Annotated in this window: 14 protein-coding genes and 1 pseudogene; 4 read left to right on the top strand and 11 right to left on the bottom strand. The window is 61.9% G+C overall.

The window, feature by feature from the left end; translation table 11 throughout:
• Positions 1 to 138: 138 nt before the first annotated feature.
• Both AX760_RS23165 and AX760_RS23160 read left to right on the top strand, forming a co-directional pair.
• A complete protein-coding gene (locus tag AX760_RS23165) occupies positions 139 to 1,548 on the top strand; it encodes a cytochrome P450 (protein WP_071835370.1) in 1,410 nt (469 codons plus the stop codon).
• 17 nt (positions 1,549 to 1,565) lie between these two features.
• Positions 1,566 to 2,552: a lysophospholipid acyltransferase family protein gene (locus tag AX760_RS23160; protein ID WP_071835369.1), complete on the top strand. Its 987-nt coding sequence runs from the start codon at positions 1,566 to 1,568 to the stop codon at positions 2,550 to 2,552.
• Between the two features lie 15 nt (positions 2,553 to 2,567).
• On the opposite strand, the gene AX760_RS23155 is transcribed toward AX760_RS23160, so the two are convergent.
• From AX760_RS23155 to AX760_RS23135, 5 genes and pseudogenes are all read right to left on the bottom strand, one after another.
• A complete protein-coding gene (locus AX760_RS23155; protein ID WP_071835368.1) occupies positions 2,568 to 2,906 on the bottom strand; it encodes a hypothetical protein in 339 nt (112 codons plus the stop codon).
• A gap of 75 nt (positions 2,907 to 2,981) precedes the next feature.
• Positions 2,982 to 4,082 carry an ABC transporter substrate-binding protein gene (locus AX760_RS23150; RefSeq protein ID WP_071835367.1) on the bottom strand — a complete coding sequence of 367 codons (1,101 nt, stop codon included), beginning with the start codon at positions 4,080 to 4,082 and terminating at the stop codon, positions 2,982 to 2,984.
• A 49-nt stretch (positions 4,083 to 4,131) separates the two neighbouring features.
• Complete coding sequence (locus AX760_RS23145) at positions 4,132 to 5,175, bottom strand: ABC transporter permease (protein WP_071835366.1); 1,044 nt, start codon at positions 5,173 to 5,175, stop codon at positions 4,132 to 4,134.
• 12 nt (positions 5,176 to 5,187) lie between these two features.
• Complete coding sequence (locus AX760_RS23140; RefSeq protein ID WP_071835365.1) at positions 5,188 to 6,687, bottom strand: sugar ABC transporter ATP-binding protein; 1,500 nt, start codon at positions 6,685 to 6,687, stop codon at positions 5,188 to 5,190.
• A gap of 86 nt (positions 6,688 to 6,773) precedes the next feature.
• Positions 6,774 to 7,688: pseudogene (locus tag AX760_RS23135) on the bottom strand (NAD(P)-dependent oxidoreductase); the annotation flags it as partial.
• Between the two features lie 130 nt (positions 7,689 to 7,818).
• On the opposite strand from AX760_RS23135, the gene AX760_RS23130 reads away from it, so the two are divergent.
• Both AX760_RS23130 and AX760_RS23125 read left to right on the top strand, forming a co-directional pair.
• Positions 7,819 to 8,760, top strand: coding sequence for a 2-hydroxyacid dehydrogenase (locus AX760_RS23130; RefSeq protein ID WP_071835363.1), 942 nt, complete (start codon positions 7,819 to 7,821; stop codon positions 8,758 to 8,760).
• Between the two features lie 11 nt (positions 8,761 to 8,771).
• On the top strand, positions 8,772 to 9,803 hold the full coding sequence (locus tag AX760_RS23125; RefSeq protein ID WP_071835362.1) for an L-idonate 5-dehydrogenase: 1,032 nt from the start codon (positions 8,772 to 8,774) through the stop codon (positions 9,801 to 9,803).
• Positions 9,804 to 9,843: 40 nt separating this feature from the next.
• Here the strand turns inward: AX760_RS23125 and phnN are convergent, their stop codons facing one another.
• The 6 genes from phnN to phnD all read right to left on the bottom strand — a co-directional run bounded on the left by phnN (position 9,844) and on the right by phnD (position 15,912).
• A complete protein-coding gene (gene phnN / locus AX760_RS23120) occupies positions 9,844 to 10,419 on the bottom strand; it encodes a phosphonate metabolism protein/1,5-bisphosphokinase (PRPP-forming) PhnN (protein ID WP_245295085.1) in 576 nt (191 codons plus the stop codon).
• A gap of 26 nt (positions 10,420 to 10,445) precedes the next feature.
• Positions 10,446 to 11,585, bottom strand: coding sequence for an alpha-D-ribose 1-methylphosphonate 5-triphosphate diphosphatase (locus AX760_RS23115; protein WP_071835360.1), 1,140 nt, complete (start codon positions 11,583 to 11,585; stop codon positions 10,446 to 10,448).
• Complete coding sequence (locus tag AX760_RS23110; protein WP_071835359.1) at positions 11,575 to 12,294, bottom strand: DUF1045 domain-containing protein; 720 nt, start codon at positions 12,292 to 12,294, stop codon at positions 11,575 to 11,577. Before AX760_RS23110 ends, AX760_RS23115 begins: the two co-directional genes overlap by 11 nt.
• A gap of 140 nt (positions 12,295 to 12,434) precedes the next feature.
• On the bottom strand, positions 12,435 to 13,943 hold the full coding sequence (gene phnE, locus AX760_RS23105) for a phosphonate ABC transporter, permease protein PhnE (protein WP_071835358.1): 1,509 nt from the start codon (positions 13,941 to 13,943) through the stop codon (positions 12,435 to 12,437).
• Between the two features lie 10 nt (positions 13,944 to 13,953).
• Entirely contained in the window at positions 13,954 to 14,916 is a 963-nt protein-coding gene (gene phnE / locus AX760_RS23100; RefSeq protein ID WP_071835357.1) for a phosphonate ABC transporter, permease protein PhnE, read from the bottom strand.
• A gap of 90 nt (positions 14,917 to 15,006) precedes the next feature.
• Positions 15,007 to 15,912: a phosphonate ABC transporter substrate-binding protein gene (gene phnD / locus AX760_RS23095; RefSeq protein ID WP_071835395.1), complete on the bottom strand. Its 906-nt coding sequence runs from the start codon at positions 15,910 to 15,912 to the stop codon at positions 15,007 to 15,009.
• Between the last annotated feature and the right edge of the window lie 13 nt (positions 15,913 to 15,925).

The raw sequence follows: 15,925 nt of genomic DNA, 5'->3' as shown, positions 1-15,925 counted from the left end.
CGTCGAAACCTGCCGTATCCTGCGGCGGGTTTTTTGTTGCAGGAAAGAATTTGCACCACAGCCATTTGCTGCTATCCGGGGTGCAAAGAAATTCTGTCGGGACCGCGTGATGTCCCGTCTTGCTGGGGCAGCCGGATCATGTTTGCGAGTTTTCGGCAAACGACTGACATCATCGAAAAGCGCGGCGCGGATACGCTCGAGCCGGCGCATGCGGACGTCTACCGGGGCAAACCCGGCCGACCGCTCAACCTGATCCTGAAGGCGCGACACGACTTCCTGTCGATCTGGCGCAAGAACGACTACACCAACCGCGTCTCGTCGATGAAGCTGCTTGGCCGGCAGATCGTCATCGTCAATTCCCCGGAAGCGATCAAATATGTGGTGGCGACCCGGCACGAGAATTTCGAGCGCAAATCGCCGCAGATGCGCCGGGCCCTGGAATTCCTGCTGGGCGACGGCCTGTTCATCTCCGATGGCGAGACCTGGAAACAACGGCGACCGCTGGTCAATGACATCGTCCACAAGAACCGCGTGCCCGCTTTCGGCAAGATTATGGAGACCACATCCACCGAACTGGTGCAGCGCTGGAACGATATGCCGGATGGCGCCAGCGTCAACGCTCTCTACGAGATGGCAGGGCTGACGGCGGAAATCATTTCCCGCAGCGTCTTCGGCAACGACCTCGGCGAGGATGCGGCAAATGCCGTCACGGAGGGCTTCACCAGCTACCAGTCGCTGATCGATTCGATCAATATCGGCTATTTCCTTGGCTTCGACGAAGGCCTGCCGGTGCTGCGAACGCCAAAACTGCGCCGCTCGGTCAAGCGCATCCACGGCATCATCGACAAGGTTGTCGAGGATCATCTCGCCGGGCGCGGCGACAACAACTCCATGGTCGAACTTCTTGTGCGGCGCCAGAGCCGCAATCCCGAACTGAAACTCGATGTCGTCGCCCTGCGCAACGAGGCGGCGACCATTTTCATGGCAGGACATGAAACGACAGCCGCCACCCTCACCTGGGCCTGGTACCTGCTGTCGCGGGCGCCCTGGGTCGAGAAATCGGTGCATGAGGAGATCGAGCGGGTCTGCGGCGGCAAGGTGCCGACACTCGACGACGTGCCGAAACTCGAATGGTGCCGGGCCGTGATCGAGGAAACGCTAAGGCTCTATCCGCCGGTCCCCATCCTGGCGCGGCAGGCAACTGCCGCCGACCGGATCGGCGATATCGACGTCAAGCCGGCATCGCTGATCCTCATCGTGCCATGGCTGCTGCACCGGACGGAAGCCTTCTTCAAGGATGCCAATCTGTTCAAACCGGAACGGTTTCTGGGCGGCCGGAAGCCGATCCCCTACAGCTACATTCCGTTTGCCAGCGGTCCCCGTGTCTGCCCCGGCCTGCAGTTCGGGATGACCGAATCGATCCTGTGCCTCGCAATCATTGCCCAGCGTTTCAAGGTCAGGGTCGCCGAAGACGCCCGCGTTGAGCCACAATGCCGCCTTACATTGCGGCCACGCGGAGGCCTGCCGGTCACCGTGCATCGCCGCTGAACGGAAGCTAAACTATCATGATCGGCCAGACGGACAGAAGACGGACGTCTTCGACAAAGCTGCAGACGCCGGCAACCACCTCGTACAAACGGGCTGTGTCCGCGATCAAACGGGGTCGGTCCGGCAGCTGCCCTCCCTTCGGCAGCACTTTGCAGGATGTGGGTGAAGTTGCCCTCTTCTATGGCATGAAGCTACTACCCGCTGATGCTTGCTCTGGCATTGGTGCACGCCTCGGGCGCTTTGCCATGCCGCGTTGGCACAAGGGCGCGATCAAGAAGGCGCGTAACAATCTGAAACGGTTACTGCCAACGGAATCAAAAGTCGGGCATGAAGCGCTGCTTGCGCGCAACTGGAAAAACCAGGGACGATTGATGACCGAGTTTTCCGTCGTTCGCCGCATGGCAGCGGACGCAAGGCGCGTGGAGCAGAATGGCATCGAGCACTTGCGCGACGCCGCAGGAAAGGGGCCAGTGATCCTCATCGGCCTGCATCTGGGAAACTGGGAACTGATCACCTCTGTTGTCACCGGCGCCGGCCTTGTGCCGGGCATCAGTTATGACCCGCCGCGCAGTTCGGCCCGGCGCTGGATCGCCAGCCATATCCGCCGGCAGGCCGGGGCCGATCTCATTGAGCCAGGACGGGCTGGCGTGCGGCCGATGCTGCAGCGACTGCAGGATGGCGGCATCGTCAGCATCTTCTGTGATGAGGGTTTTCGTGGAAAGATCAGAGGGCCGTTTTTCGATCGCCCGCCGCACCTCGGCGGAAATCTCGGGCTGGTCGTCCGGCTCGCCCGCAGGACCGGTGCGCGGATCTGCCCCGTCTATACGATCCGCCAAGGCGACAGTGCCCGCTTTGCATTTTATGCCCTGCCTGCCATTGAGCTGCACCCCGGGCCCACGTCGGCGGCGCAATTGCTGGCCGATGTGACCGCCCTGAATGCGGTGATTGAACCGGTCATCCGCGCCAATCTCGATCAATGGTATTTTCTCGACAGCGCTCTGTAATTGCAGCGGCTGGTTTCAGGTTCCGGAAACCGGATACTGGTTGGCGTCGAAGACGTGGTGATGCACCTTGCCGGTAAACATGGTCAACAGGCCCGCTGTAACCTCGCGACTCTTGAAACGCACATCCGATTGCAGGGCTTTTTCACAGGCCGCCATGTCCGGGTAGCGGATCGCAAGCGCCATTGCGAATTTCGGAGCGCCCTCGTCGCGATCGGTACCGTCCAGCACCCGGACTTCCTCGGCCCCCGGAAAGCGTGTCCATAGGGGCACCAGCTGTTCCTTGACATAGGCCCGGAAATCGGCTTCCCGGCCGGCATGGATTTCCCCTTCGAACAGGGCGTAACGAATGATCATGGTTAGGCTTTCAGCGATGAAATCAGGGAGGAGTGGCGTGGAGGCGCCGTTTGAGACGCCTCCCTTCCGGGAGGACTACATCTTGCCCCAGAGCTTCTTGTATTCGTCGCGGTAGCCATTGTCCGGGTCGAAGGTGTTCTTCGGACCGCCATCGAACTCGACATTGTCGGATGTGACCACATGCAGCGGCGAGAGATAGCCGGACCATTTTTCGCCGGCAAAGGCGCGGTTCAGCTCGTCGACAAGCTGCCAGCCCTGCAGGTTGAGCGGCTCGGCGACCGTGACCTTCTGGAACTGGCCGGCGCGAATGCGCTGATAGGCCGATTCCGAGCCGTCACCGGCAGCGACGTTGATCGGCGCATCCGCGCCGCCCTTGCCGGCCGCGGCAAGCGCCGGACCCATGAAGTCGAAATACAGGTCGTTGATTGCCAGCGAATGTGTCCATTCGTCACCGTAGCGCTGCAGGAGCGAGGTGGTCAGCAACGGCATGCGCTGCGATGTTTCGGCGATCGGCGTGTCGACATACTCGAGCACCTTGCCGCCAAGGGCCTCGATTTCCTCCTTCATCCGGTCGGCCTTGGCGATGGCGATCGCATAGGTCGAATCGGTGAAGATCACCACGCCCGGCTTGCCCTTGGCATCAACATAGGCCCAGTCGGCTGCGGCCTTCGAGACTTCCATGGCATCGGTCGAAACATTGGCGAACAGGCCGTTTGCTTCATCCGGGCCGATCGTCGGGCCGGCGTGCCAGGCAACCAGCGGAATGCCGGCAGCCTTGGCGTCGGCCATCGCCGGCGCCTGCTCGACAGCATCGAAGCCATTGATGATGATACCGGCCGGTTTCAGCGCCATGGCCTGGCCGAAGGCCGCCGTGCGGCCACCGATCGAGCCGGCACCGTCGAGAACCTTGACCTCCCAGCCGATGGCGGCTGCGGCTTCCTCGACACCGGTGGTGACGCCGAGAATGCCGCCGTTTTTCAGGTCGCCAGCGAGCACGACGATGGTCTTGCCTTCCTGCGCCTTCGGGCTTTCCTTCGGTCCATCCCAGGTGGTGACGCGGCCGGCATACTTCTCGACGACCGCCTTGGCGTCTGCCATCGGATCGGCAAGCGCCGGGCCTGCCGCGATCAGCGCCATCATGGCGATGGACATCTGCAAGATTGTTCTGCGTTTCATGGTCGTTCCTCCCGTTGAATGATGATTGATCGTCCAGGCCCGCCGGCCCTCATTTTCCCTGTACCGGCGGAGCCTTCGAAACCGTGCCGCGGCGCCTCTGGGCGTAACCGGCAATGCCGATGGCCACGAGAAGCGTTACGCCGTTGAACAGCGGTTCCACGAAGAAGGAGCCGCCAAACTGCTGGATGCCGGAAATGCCGACTGCAAGGATCACGACGCCGGTCATCGTGCCCCAGACATTGACCCGACCGGGCTTGATCGTGGTCGAACCGAGGAAGGCGCCAACCAGCGCCGGCAGCAGATATTCGAGACCGACGCTCGCCTGACCGATGCGCAGCTTGGATGCCAGAAGGACGCCGGCAAGGGCTGCGAGCAGACCCGATGAAATGAAGGCACCCATGACGAAGCGGCGAACCGGAATGCCGTTCAGCGCCGCGGCTTTCGGATTGGCGCCGATGGCATAGACGTAGCGGCCGATCGGCAGATATTCGAGGATCAGCCAAAGCGCGATTGCCAGCCCCAGAACATAAAAGCCGGTGATTGGCAGGCCGAAAATCATCGTACCGTTCAGGGCGTAGAACCCGTCCGGTAACACGCCGACAACCTGCCGGCCGCCGGTGTGCCAGAGCGCCAGAGCATAGAGAACAGTGCCCGTTCCCAGCGTCGCGATGAAGGAATCGATCCGGGCGATCTCGACCAGCAACCCGTTGAGAAAGCCTGTCAGCGCGCCCAGCACCAGCACGATCAGCACCGCAAGCGGCCATGGCACGCCATACATGGTCTGCAGGCTGATCGCCAGGATATGCCAGAGCACGATGCCGTAGCCGACCGTCAGGTCGATGCGGCCGGACGCCATCGGGATCATCGCCGCGAGCGACAACAGCGCGATGATCGCCTTGTCGGAGACGATCGACCGCAGGTTCAGCAAGGTCGGAAACGTGTTCGGCAGGAGGATCGAGAACAGCACGATCAGGGAGACCATCAGGATGACCAGGCCGTAGACCGGGATGAAGCGGATGATCTTCTGGCCCGGCGTCAGGCCGGATAGCTCGGCACGCGTCGGCTCGAGTGCCGTGGATTCAATGGATTGCATGGGTTTCTCCCTTCAGGCCGCTTCCGATGCCGACGCCGCCGTGATCACCGACTGAACCGTCAGGGCGGACCCCGTCAGTTCACGGACGATCCGGCCACGCGAAAACACCAGCGCGCGGTGGCAGATATGTGCGATTTCTTCAAAATCCGTGGAGACGACGATCACGGCAAGTCCCGCCTCCACGGCCTGGGCGATCAGCCGGTAGATCTCGGCCTTGGCGCCGACATCGACGCCAGCCGTCGGATCTTCCGCGATCAAAAGCTTGCGGCCGGTGACCAGCCAGCGGGCAACCACGACCTTCTGCTGGTTGCCGCCGGACAGCGCCTCGATCGGCAGGCTCTGGTTGTTGGGGCGCAGACCGACGCTGGCGCCGATAATCCGCGCCTTCTCGGCCTCCTTGGCAGGAGAGAGGAACGAAAACAGCGTTCGCCCGGATGCGCCCGGATTGAGGAAGGTATTCTCCCGCAGGGACAGCGACATGGCGACCGATTCTTCCGTGCGGTCCCGGGCGATCAGGCCGACGCCCGAACCCATTGCGGCGACCGGGCTTGAAAGATCCGGTGTCGTGCCATGAATGGTGACCATCCCGCCAAAACCCTCGCAGCCGAACAGCGCCCGGCCGATCATTTCCTGACCTGCCCCGCGCAGGCCGGCAAGACCGAGAAGTTCACCGCGACGAACGTCGAAGGAAACCGGTCCGGCGCCGGCGCACACCATGTCGCGGACGCAGACAATGGTTTCGCCGGGGATGGTTTCCGCCTTTGAAAACAGCTGGTCGGCCGGACGGCCGACAATCATCTCGACCAGTTCCGCCGGCCGCGTCTCGGAAACCGGTTTCTGGCCGACCAGCTTGCCATCACGCAGGACGGCAACACGGTCGGCAATGCGGAAAATCTCGTCCAGCCGGTGCGAGACATAGATCATGCCGACGCCACGCGCCTTGAGCGGCCGGATCGCATCAAACAACCGGTCGACTTCATCGGCAGGAAGGCTTGCAGTCGGCTCGTCCAGCACAAGCACGTCTGCCTCGACAGCCAGTGCCCGGGCGATGGCCACCAGCGATTTTTCCGTGCGCGTCAGATCCTGGACGCGGGTCGTCGGATCGAAATCGCAACCGACGAGGCGCAGGGCCTCGCGGGCCCGTTCCTCGGTGCCGCGCCAGTCGATCAGCTTCGAGCGCAGCGAAAAACCCTGCGCCAGGCCGACATTCTCGCCTACCGTCATCCATTCGATCAGGCCGAGATCCTGGTGGATGAAGGCAACGGGCTGGCGTTCATTGGGCCGTGGCGGTCGATGCTGATAGGGTTCGCCACGAAACAGGATCTGTCCGGCGTCTGGCTTGTAGATACCGGCCAGCGTTTTGATCAGCGTCGACTTTCCGGCGCCGTTTTCGCCGAGCAAAGCCAGGATTTCGCCTTCGCGAAGATCGATCGAGACATTCGACAGCGCACGCGTTCCGCCGAAATCCTTGGTGATCCCCTGAAAATCGATGAGCGTGCGATTGGTCAACATTGCTCCTCCCAAAGCCGGTCGATGATTTATGTTATCGCTAACATATTTAGTGTGTCAAGGGCGCACGATCACGCCCTCAAAATTTGTCACGCGAAAGAACCGTCCAGAAGCCGCATCATTTCAGCTGAGTCGCGGCCCCCAAGGCCAGCAGCGCAGAGCAGGCGGTGAATTTCCACCACCTGTCCGGTCATCGGCATCGGCGTCTTGGTTTTCAACGCAAAGGCCTGCAGCGAATCGAGATCCTTCAGCATGTTGTCGATACGTCCTGTTGGCGTGTAATCGCGCGCTGCGAACTTGCCCATGAATTCCTGCAGGATCGCCGAATCCGCCCGTCCCCCGGCAAGCGCCGCCGGAATGACGGCAGCATCGACACCACCCGCCTCGGCAATCTTCACGGCCTCCGCCGTTGCCTGGAACAGCACGGCGCAGAACAGCTGGTTGATCAGCTTGACCGTTTGCCCTGCCCCGTTCGGTCCCATCAATGTATAGTTGCGGCACAAATGCTGCATGACGGCGCGCGCCCGCTCGAAATCGGCCTCAAGGCCACCGGCCATGACGGTCAAGCGACCGAAAAGCGCGCCTGGAACGCCGCCGGACAAGGGGCAATCGACCCATTTCATGCCGGTCTCGCGTCCGAGCTTTTCGGCCATCTGCGCCGTTTCCGCGGGATCGATCGAGGACATGTCGATCAGGATCTTTTGCGCAGTCGCTGCCTCGGCAACGCCCGCCGGCCCGAAAACCGCCGCGCGAACGATGTTGGCATGGTTGAGGCTGAGAATCACGAAATCGCTCTGCCGTGTCGCCTCTGCCGCTGAACCCGCGGCAAGCCCGCCCTTGTCGACCAGCACCTGCACCTTGGCAGCATCCAGGTCGAAGATCGTGACGCGCTGGCCGGTCTCGATCAACCGCGCGGCAATTGCCGAGCCCATTATACCCGCACCGATCACCGCAACCGACTGTGCTGCTGCCTCTGTCATTTTGTCTCCCTCCGTCTCCGCCGACCATTGGCCGGCGCCTCGTCATCGTCCGGCCAGTCTACACCGATCGGCACAAAACAGGCTCATCACGACACTCTTGACTTTAATGTTATCGATAACATATGGAAGGTCAACAGGCTTCTGGGAGGGAACGATGACGAAACCGGAAATTGCCATGGTCGGCGCCTATCCCGCATGGGACATGGAGGCGATCGACGCCGCCTATACTGCACACCGGCTGTGGGAAGCGCCGGACAGGGATGTGTTGATCGACAGCATCGCCATCAATGTCCGGGCCATCGCCACGCGCGGTGAGCTTGGTGCCTCCGCTGAACTGATGCGACGCTTCCCGAAACTCGAGCTCGTGTCCTGCTACGGCGTCGGCACCGATGCGATCGATCTTTCCTATGCACGCGCCCATGGCATCAAGGTCACCAACACGCCCGACGTGCTGACGGATGACGTTGCCGATCTGGCCATTGCCCTGATGCTGGCGACTGCCCGCCAGATCCCGCAGGCCGACCGCTTCGTGCGCGACGGATCCTGGGCGAAAGGCGGCATGCCGCTTCTGACCCGGGTCTGCGGCAAGAAGGTCGGCATTGCCGGCATGGGCCGGATCGGCCAGGCAATCGCCCGGCGCGCCGGTGGCTTCGATTGCGAGATCGCCTATACGAGCCGCTCCAAGAAAGCCGATATCGCGCATCGCTATTTTGACAGCGCAGCGGGGCTCGCAGACTGGGCGGATTTCCTCATCGTCATCGTCTCCGGCGGCGAAGGCACGAAGGACCTGATTGACGCCAAGGTGCTTTCGGCGCTCGGGCCCGACGGCATCCTGATCAACGTCTCCCGCGGCACGACGGTCGATGAGACGGCACTGCTCGAAGCCCTGGAAAAGGGCCAGATCCGGGGTGCCGGCCTCGACGTTTTCCGCAACGAGCCGACGATCGATCCACGCTTCGCCACTCTGCAGAATGTCGTGCTGCATCCCCATCATGGCAGTGGTACGGTCGAGACCCGGCAGGCCATGGGCAGGCTTGTGCGCGACAACCTTGCCGCCCATTTTGCCGGCGCCGATCTTCTGACACCGGTCGCTTGAGGAGAACGCCTGTGAAATCGATCGTCATCCATGCTGCAAGGGACCTGCGCATCGAGGAGACCGAGACCGGAACGCCGGCGGAGGGCCAGGTCGAGGTTGCGATCGAAGCCGGCGGCATATGCGGCTCGGACCTGCACTACTACAATCACGGCGGCTTCGGCGCGATCCGCCTGCGCCAGCCGATGATCCTCGGCCACGAGGTTGCCGGCACCATCAAGGCGCTCGGAACCGGTGTCTCCGGACTTGCCATCGGCGACCGCGTCGCAGTTTCGCCAAGCCGGCCCTGTGGCCAGTGCGACTATTGCCTGAAGGGGCTGCAGAACCACTGCCTCTACATGCGCTTCTATGGCAGCGCCATGCCGATGCCGCACATTCAGGGCGCGTTCCGACAGCGCCTGATTGCCGAAAGCTGGCAGTGCCACACGGTGGCCGCCGGGGTTTCGATCAACGAAGCCGCCTTTGCCGAGCCGTTTGCGGTGACGCTGCATGCCGTCAACCGGGCCGGATCGCTGCTGGGCAAGAAGGTGTTGGTCACCGGCTGCGGCCCGATCGGCGCACTCTGCATCCTCGCCGCGCGTGCCCATGGCGCACAGGAAATCGTCGCCACCGACGTCATGGATGCCGTGCTCGGCAAGGCGCGCGCCGTTGGCGCCGACCGGACGATCAACGTCGCCACCGAAAGCGAGGCGCTTGCTGCCTATTCCGCCAACAAGGGATATTTCGACGTGATGTTCGAGGCGTCCGGCAACGAGCGCGCCGTGCGCTCAGGGCTCGAGGTCCTCAAACCACGCGGCATCCTGATACAGCTCGGCCTGGGCGGCGATGTCTCCATTCCGCAGAACCTCGTCGTTTCCAAGGAGATCGACATGCGCGGCACCTTCCGGTTCCACGAGGAATTTGCGCTCGCGGTTTCGCTGATCAACCAGCGGCGTGTCGATGTGAAACCCCTGCTCACCGAAATCTTCCCGCTGGAGGAGGCGGTCAGGGCCTTCGACACGGCCGGCGATCGCAGCCGCTCGATGAAGGTGCAGATCGCTTTTTGACGACGCTGCCGGGCCGGCCTGCAAAACCAGATCGTTGAGGCTAACGGCTGTCGAATGTCATCCCGAGGGCCCGGTCCGCGACGAGTTTGGCGAAGTGTTCACCCGCGATGTCGAGCGGGCCGCTATTGTCGATGACGGTCACATCCTTCTCCGTAATCTCCGGCGCCTGACGCGATAGCCGTCGCCTGATATCCGCCTCGCTCTCCCGCCCCCTTGCAATCAGGCGCGCAGCCAAGACCTCTGTCGCAGCCGTGATCTGCACGATCACCAGCCGCGGAAAGACCCGGCGAAACTGCGCAAGTGCCGCACGACTGCCATTGGCGATGAGGGTCTGGCCGGCACCGATGCGCTCGACCGCGCTCCTCGGAATGCCATATTTCAGTCCGTGCGCCTCCCAGGCCACCGCAAATCCGTCCGCACACAGCCGGGCGTCGAACTCGGCAGGAGAAACGCTTTCGTGGTCTTCACCGCCGGCATCGGGCGATCGCGTAATGGCGCGCTGGACGAGATGCAGAGTCTCGTGCCGTCCAAGCCGCTTCAGGGCAAAATCGATGACGCTGTCCTTGCCCGCACCGCTCGGGCCGACGACGACGATCATCGTTCCGGGCCGGGGCATGGCCGGCGCCTTCACCTGCCCGGACATCAGGCGACCCGTCGACCTTCGCGCCAGACGGACCGCACGACCGGAATGCCGCTGGAGCGATGGACACGGACGATATCGGCCCGCAGACCGGCTGCGATGCGACCACGATCGTCCAGTCCGACGGTCCGCGCCGGCGTGGCCGTGACCATCGCCAGCGCCTGCGGCAGGCTGACGGTTTCCAGCTCGTCGGAGAGAACGAACGGTGCCTGGATCAGGCTGAACGGCACGTAATCCGAAGACAGGACATCGAGAACGCCGCGGGCAGCCAGATCGCGGGCAGCGATATTGCCCGAATGAGACCGGCCGCGGACAATATTCGGGGCGCCCATCAGGACGCTGAGGCCGGCCCTGTGCGAGGCTTCGGCGGCCTCGACGCTGGTGGGAAACTCCGCCAGGCGGATGCCGAAACCTACCGATTCTTCGACATGCTCCAGCGTCGCATCGTCATGGCTGGCCACAGCGATGCCGCGCGCAGCACAGGCACGGACGATTTCGGAACGATGCGGTGCGGCATATTTTTCCGACAAGGCCTTTTGGCGCGCCACGAACGCATCAAACGCATCGTCGGAGAGACCCCGCTTGGTCTTGTAGTACAGCGTGTACTGTTCCATCGTCTGGAACTGGCGCTGGCCAGGCGCATGGTCCATCAGCGAGACCAGACCAACCTGCGGATCGTTCTCGAATTCCTGGAATTGCTCCAGAACATTGTCGGTCGAGACCTCGCAGCGCAGATGGATGCGGTGATCGGCGCGCAGGCGGTTTTCCCTGGCGGCCAGCGCCAGCGCATCGGCCATCTCGCGCATTTCGCCTGTCTCGAAACCGCCATCCTCATCGGAGCCCATGCGCAGGCAGTCGAACACGGTCGTGATCCCGGCAGTGGCAATCTGCGCGTCATGCGCCTGGATCGCCGCCATCTTCAGCCAGCGCACGCCCGGTCGCGGCGAATAATGCGATTCAAGATGGTCCGTGTGCAGCTCGACAAGGCCGGGAACCAGATAGTCGCCCTCGAAATCCTCTCCGGAACGGCTGGCCCCTGCGGAAATATCGACGATCAGCCCATCCCGGATCAGAACGGAACCGGCAATGATCTCGTCTTCAAGAACGATCATGGCGTTGGACAAAACGAGTTCAGCGGTCATAGCGGGATATCTTTCGTTTGGACGTGCCGCCGAGCGGCAAAAGGGAATGCACGGAAAACGGCGCACCGCGCTGCGGCTCGACGAACAGCGCCACCGTATCGACAGGCAGGGGCTGGCCGATAAAGGCGCCGAAAAGATCTTCGAGCACCGCACGCATTGCGGCGCGGCGATCGGCCGGCACTTTTCCGGTGAGCGTCATGTGGAATCGGAATTCCTCGAAAACATAGGGATAGCCCCATGTCATCAGGTTCGTGCGGCCGCTTTGCGTCAATTCATCAGGCTTGCGCCGTGCAATGTCGGCTTCGCACAGCGGCGCGCGGAACGGCTCGAAGCCAAGGACCAAATGGTCGGCGAAGGCCCGCAGAGCGGCGCATTCTCCCTGCGGCACCAGAGCGAAAAACGGCCCGAGCTGGCCAAGCGTCATTTCTGGGATCTCGAACGCGGCGCAGTCCGCCGAAAATGCGTCCAGAGCCTGCAGAAGCTGCGCTTCCGTCCTGCCTTCAGCCAGTTCGAAAGGCGCTTTCAGCGTGCCGTGAAAACCGTAGCGGCGCGGATCGGCCGTCAGGTCGCGCAATTCCTCCGCTGCAAAACCGGGCACGGTCGCCTGGGAGAAGACGCCGTCGCGGAAGGGATTGCTGCCCAGCCAGTTTTGGGCCGCCTGCGAAAGCGGGTGATCTTCGGGCGGGGTGAAATACAATGCGTAACGCAAAAGCGTCGTTCCCTTACGAGGCTATGACTGGATATCCGCAGCGCAGACGTTGAACAGAGCGTGACCGTGCCGCTACGAGGTTTTAGTGACGATATCGTGATGCCGGGACCCTGTCCGGCGTTAAAGTTCGAATACCCGATTCAATGCATCTTTTGCCCGATCAGGCGCGAGCGCAAGGCATTGGACAGACCATCGAAAATGAACACCACGATGAGAATCAGGATAACCATATAGGCAACATTTTCCCAGTCGGAATTGGTCCGCATGGCTTCCCAGAGCTTGAGGCCGATGCCGCCGGCGCCGACCGCACCGATGATTGTTGCCGAACGCGTGTTGGATTCCCAGAAATACAGCGCCTGGCTGGCAAATACCGGCAGCACCTGCGGCAGAACGCCGAACCGCTGCACCGCAAGCGGCGCAGCACCAACCGACTTCACGCCCTCGCGCTGCTTGTCATCGATGTTTTCGAGCGCCTCGGCATAGAGTTTTCCAAGCGTTCCGGTATCGGTGAAGAAGATTGCCGACATGCCGGCGAGTGGCCCCGGACCAAAGGCGCGGGTGAAAAACAGCGCCCAGATCAGCATGTCGACGGAGCGCAGGAAATCGAAAAAGCGTTTCGTCAGCTGATTGAGCAGCCGGTTGCGGGTAATGTTGCGCGCCGCAATGAAACACAGCGGAAAGGCGATGATCGAGGCAAACAGCGTGCCGACAAAGGCCATGACAATGGTCTGCAGGAGCTTTGTCCAGACGTCGAGATGCTGCCATTCCGCATTGTAGAGAATGTTGTCCCACGCCAGCGAAAGATTGCTATGCGCCGGGTCGAGCCGTTCGCCGCTGGTCAGCAGGCCGAAGACTTCGGACGCGGACTTTCCGAAGAAGGGAGAATTGGTGTCGAAGATGAAGTTCGCCCAGCCGAAAAAGCGGTTCCGGATGCTGACCTCATCCGCGTCAATCTCGGCCCAGCCGGCTGCACCGAAAGACAGGGTGATCTTTTCCCCCGAACGCTTTTGCGTGGCCCATGCCGGCAGCGCCGTCAGCGGCTCGACCGTCTCTCTGCCGTCGATGCGCGCGACAAGCGTCTCACCATCATGGGTGGCGCGGACTTCATTTGCCGCGACCCGGATTTCCGTGGCGCTGTCATAGGTGACGACTGCACGGCTGACGACCTCTTCCGTCACGGTTTCGCGGCGAGACTGCGGCTCGGCGGCAGAGGATGCGGCACCGGTCGCTGCGTTGGGTGCCATGAAACTGAAGGAGGAACCGCTTGTGCTCGGCTGCTTTCCGGTTTCGACCGGCACCTCGACTGTGCGTGTGACGGTCTCGCGTTCGAGACGGACCCAGTCCGGATCCGGATTTTTTCCGAGCGGCGAAAAGCGCGGATAGGCGATCTGCATGCTGCCATCGGGCGCCACCGCGATGTCAGGGCGCACCTCGTAGGAGACCCAGTCGGCAAGGTAGCTCCCGGCAATCGACCAGTTTGCATTGCCAAGGACATGCCCGATGGCGAAGAACCACCAGCTGTAGACCAGGTAAAAGCCGATGACGACGCAGAACAGCGCCGTTCGGAAGCGCTTCCAGCCGGAAGACTGAAGCAGGTCTGGATGCCGCGATGCGATCGCTTCCATCTCCGACGAATTCAAGGACATCATAGCATGGTTCCTAATGCGCGAGCTGGAAGGCCTGATCGCCGACGAGGCGGCGGCGCAGCCATGCAGAAAACTGATCGACGGCAAAGATGGTGGTGAACAGAAGGATGACGATGGCCAGCGTCTTTGCCTCATGCCCCTGGCCGATCGACAGCCGCAGCAACTCACCGATACCCCCACCGCCGACGGCGCCGATGATCGTTGAAGCCCGGACGTTGATTTCCAGCCGCATCAGGAAATAGCTGGTGAAATTCGGGAGAACCTGCGGAACGATGCCGAACCAGACCCGCTCGATCCAGTTGCCGCCCGCAGCCCGCAAACCTTCCTCCGGCTTCATGTCGGCATTCTCGACCACTTCGAAAAACATCTTGCCGAGAGCGCCGATCGTGTGGATCGACACGGCGATGATGGCCGGGATGGGGCCGAGGGAAAGGATGGCCAGAAAAAAACCGGCGATCACGACTTCCGGAAAGGCCCGCAACAGTTCCATGATGCGGCGAACCGGCCCCCTGACCCACGGGTTCGGCACCAGATTTCGAGCCGCGAGAAAACACAGGATGAAACCGAAGAACATCCCGATGAAAGTCGCTAGGATGGCAATGTTCAGCGTTTCCAGCATCTTGTGAAAATACTCCGGCACATAGAGCGTGTCGGTGAGATAGAGCCGGCCCTCGGGATAGTTGTATTTGAAACTGCCGTCATCATAAGGAGAGGGCAGATCGAACATGGCGCGGAGGATCTCCATGCCATCGCGCGGGACCAGATCCTCGACGAAATCGAAGAAATAGGGCAGGCGATCGAAGAATTTTCCGGAATTCGTCTCATTGGCAAACCAGAGCGAGCCGGACAGGGCAATTGCCAGCAGGCCGAGGCAGAGCCAGGTATAGAGCCGGCGTTTCGACGCCAGTTCCTGCCAGTGGCGCTCGACCAGCAAGCCGTTCGGCGAAAGTGTCCGGTTCAGGGTCGAAACTGTCATGGAGGTCTCCGGCAACATTGGCCGCTTGCAGTCCGGCAAACATCAAAGCGCCGGCCGGTGGCCCGGCCAGCGCTCCTGATCTGGGGCGTATCAGCCGCCGATGGTTGCCTTGCGGGCATCGATGATCGGCTTGTAGAAGTCGACATTGACTTCGGTATAGCCCGTGAAATCGCCGCCCTGGATTGCCGAGAAGCAGGCCGCATCGGTCTTTGGCAGATCAACCATGAACTGCTTGAACTTGGTCTTCATGTCGTCGTTCATCGAGGAACGAACCACGATCGGGCCGTTCGGGATCAGCGGCGACTTCCAGAGTTCGACGAGGTCACCCATGTCGAGAATGCCCTTCTCGACCATCTTGTGCAGGTTGCCCGACGTGTAGCCGTCCTTGAACTCGCCAACGCCCGAACCCCAGGTCGTGCCGGCATCGAAATTGCCCTTGACCACTTCGAGAACCAGGTTCTCGTGACCGCCACCAAAGCCGGTCTCGGCAAAGAATTCCTTGACCGGTCCACCAATGGCTTCCGGAAGCGTGACGAGCGGAATGAGGTAGCCGGACGTCGAATCGGCATCGGCAAAGCCGAGTTTCTTGCCCTTCAGGTCCTCAAGCTTGGTGAAGCCGCTATCCTTGCGGGCAACCATGATCGAGTGATAGCCGGTGGAGCCATCGGTCTGGACCGTGGTCAGGATCGGCTCCACGGCATCAGCCTTGGCAAGATAGACCTTGGCAAAAGCCGACGCACCCAGTTCGGCATAGTCGAGCGTGCCACCAAGCAGACCCTGAACGACGCCATCATAATCGGCGGCCGGGAAGAACGAGACTTTTTCGACGCCGATAGCGGCCGGAAGCTTTTCGGCCAGGCACTGGAAGTTGCGCAGACGGTCGGCTTCGTTTTCGCCGCCGAGGATACCAACGCGGAATTCCTTGAGATCTTCGGCCTGAACATGGCCGACAAGCGCGAAAAGCGCGACGGCGCTCAGCAGAGCTTTCTTCATCATGACAATCGTCTCC

The organism is Pararhizobium antarcticum (assembly GCF_001885585.1).
Taxonomy (GTDB): Bacteria; Pseudomonadota; Alphaproteobacteria; order Rhizobiales; family Rhizobiaceae; genus Pararhizobium; species Pararhizobium antarcticum.
The sequence above is the reverse complement of the archived record's forward strand: the minus strand, read 5'-3'. Positions and strand labels throughout refer to the sequence as shown.

Bases quoted from the DNA above. Each gene is read 5' to 3' on its own strand.
- phnE (WP_071835357.1), bottom strand. From the start codon at position 14,916: ATGACAGTTTCGACCCTGAACCGGACACTTTCGCCGAACGGCTTGCTG.
- phnD (WP_071835395.1), bottom strand. From the start codon at position 15,912: ATGATGAAGAAAGCTCTGCTGAGCGCCGTCGCGCTTTTCGCGCTTGTC.
- AX760_RS23145 (WP_071835366.1), bottom strand. From the start codon at position 5,175: ATGCAATCCATTGAATCCACGGCACTCGAGCCGACGCGTGCCGAGCTA.
- phnN (WP_245295085.1), bottom strand. From the start codon at position 10,419: ATGCCCCGGCCCGGAACGATGATCGTCGTCGTCGGCCCGAGCGGTGCG.
- AX760_RS23150 (WP_071835367.1), bottom strand. From the start codon at position 4,082: ATGAAACGCAGAACAATCTTGCAGATGTCCATCGCCATGATGGCGCTG.
- AX760_RS23160 (WP_071835369.1), top strand. From the start codon at position 1,566: ATGATCGGCCAGACGGACAGAAGACGGACGTCTTCGACAAAGCTGCAG.
- AX760_RS23115 (WP_071835360.1), bottom strand. From the start codon at position 11,585: ATGACCGCTGAACTCGTTTTGTCCAACGCCATGATCGTTCTTGAAGAC.
- AX760_RS23140 (WP_071835365.1), bottom strand. From the start codon at position 6,687: ATGTTGACCAATCGCACGCTCATCGATTTTCAGGGGATCACCAAGGAT.
- AX760_RS23130 (WP_071835363.1), top strand. From the start codon at position 7,819: ATGACGAAACCGGAAATTGCCATGGTCGGCGCCTATCCCGCATGGGAC.
- AX760_RS23165 (WP_071835370.1), top strand. From the start codon at position 139: ATGTTTGCGAGTTTTCGGCAAACGACTGACATCATCGAAAAGCGCGGC.
- phnE (WP_071835358.1), bottom strand. From the start codon at position 13,943: ATGATGTCCTTGAATTCGTCGGAGATGGAAGCGATCGCATCGCGGCAT.
- AX760_RS23155 (WP_071835368.1), bottom strand. From the start codon at position 2,906: ATGATCATTCGTTACGCCCTGTTCGAAGGGGAAATCCATGCCGGCCGG.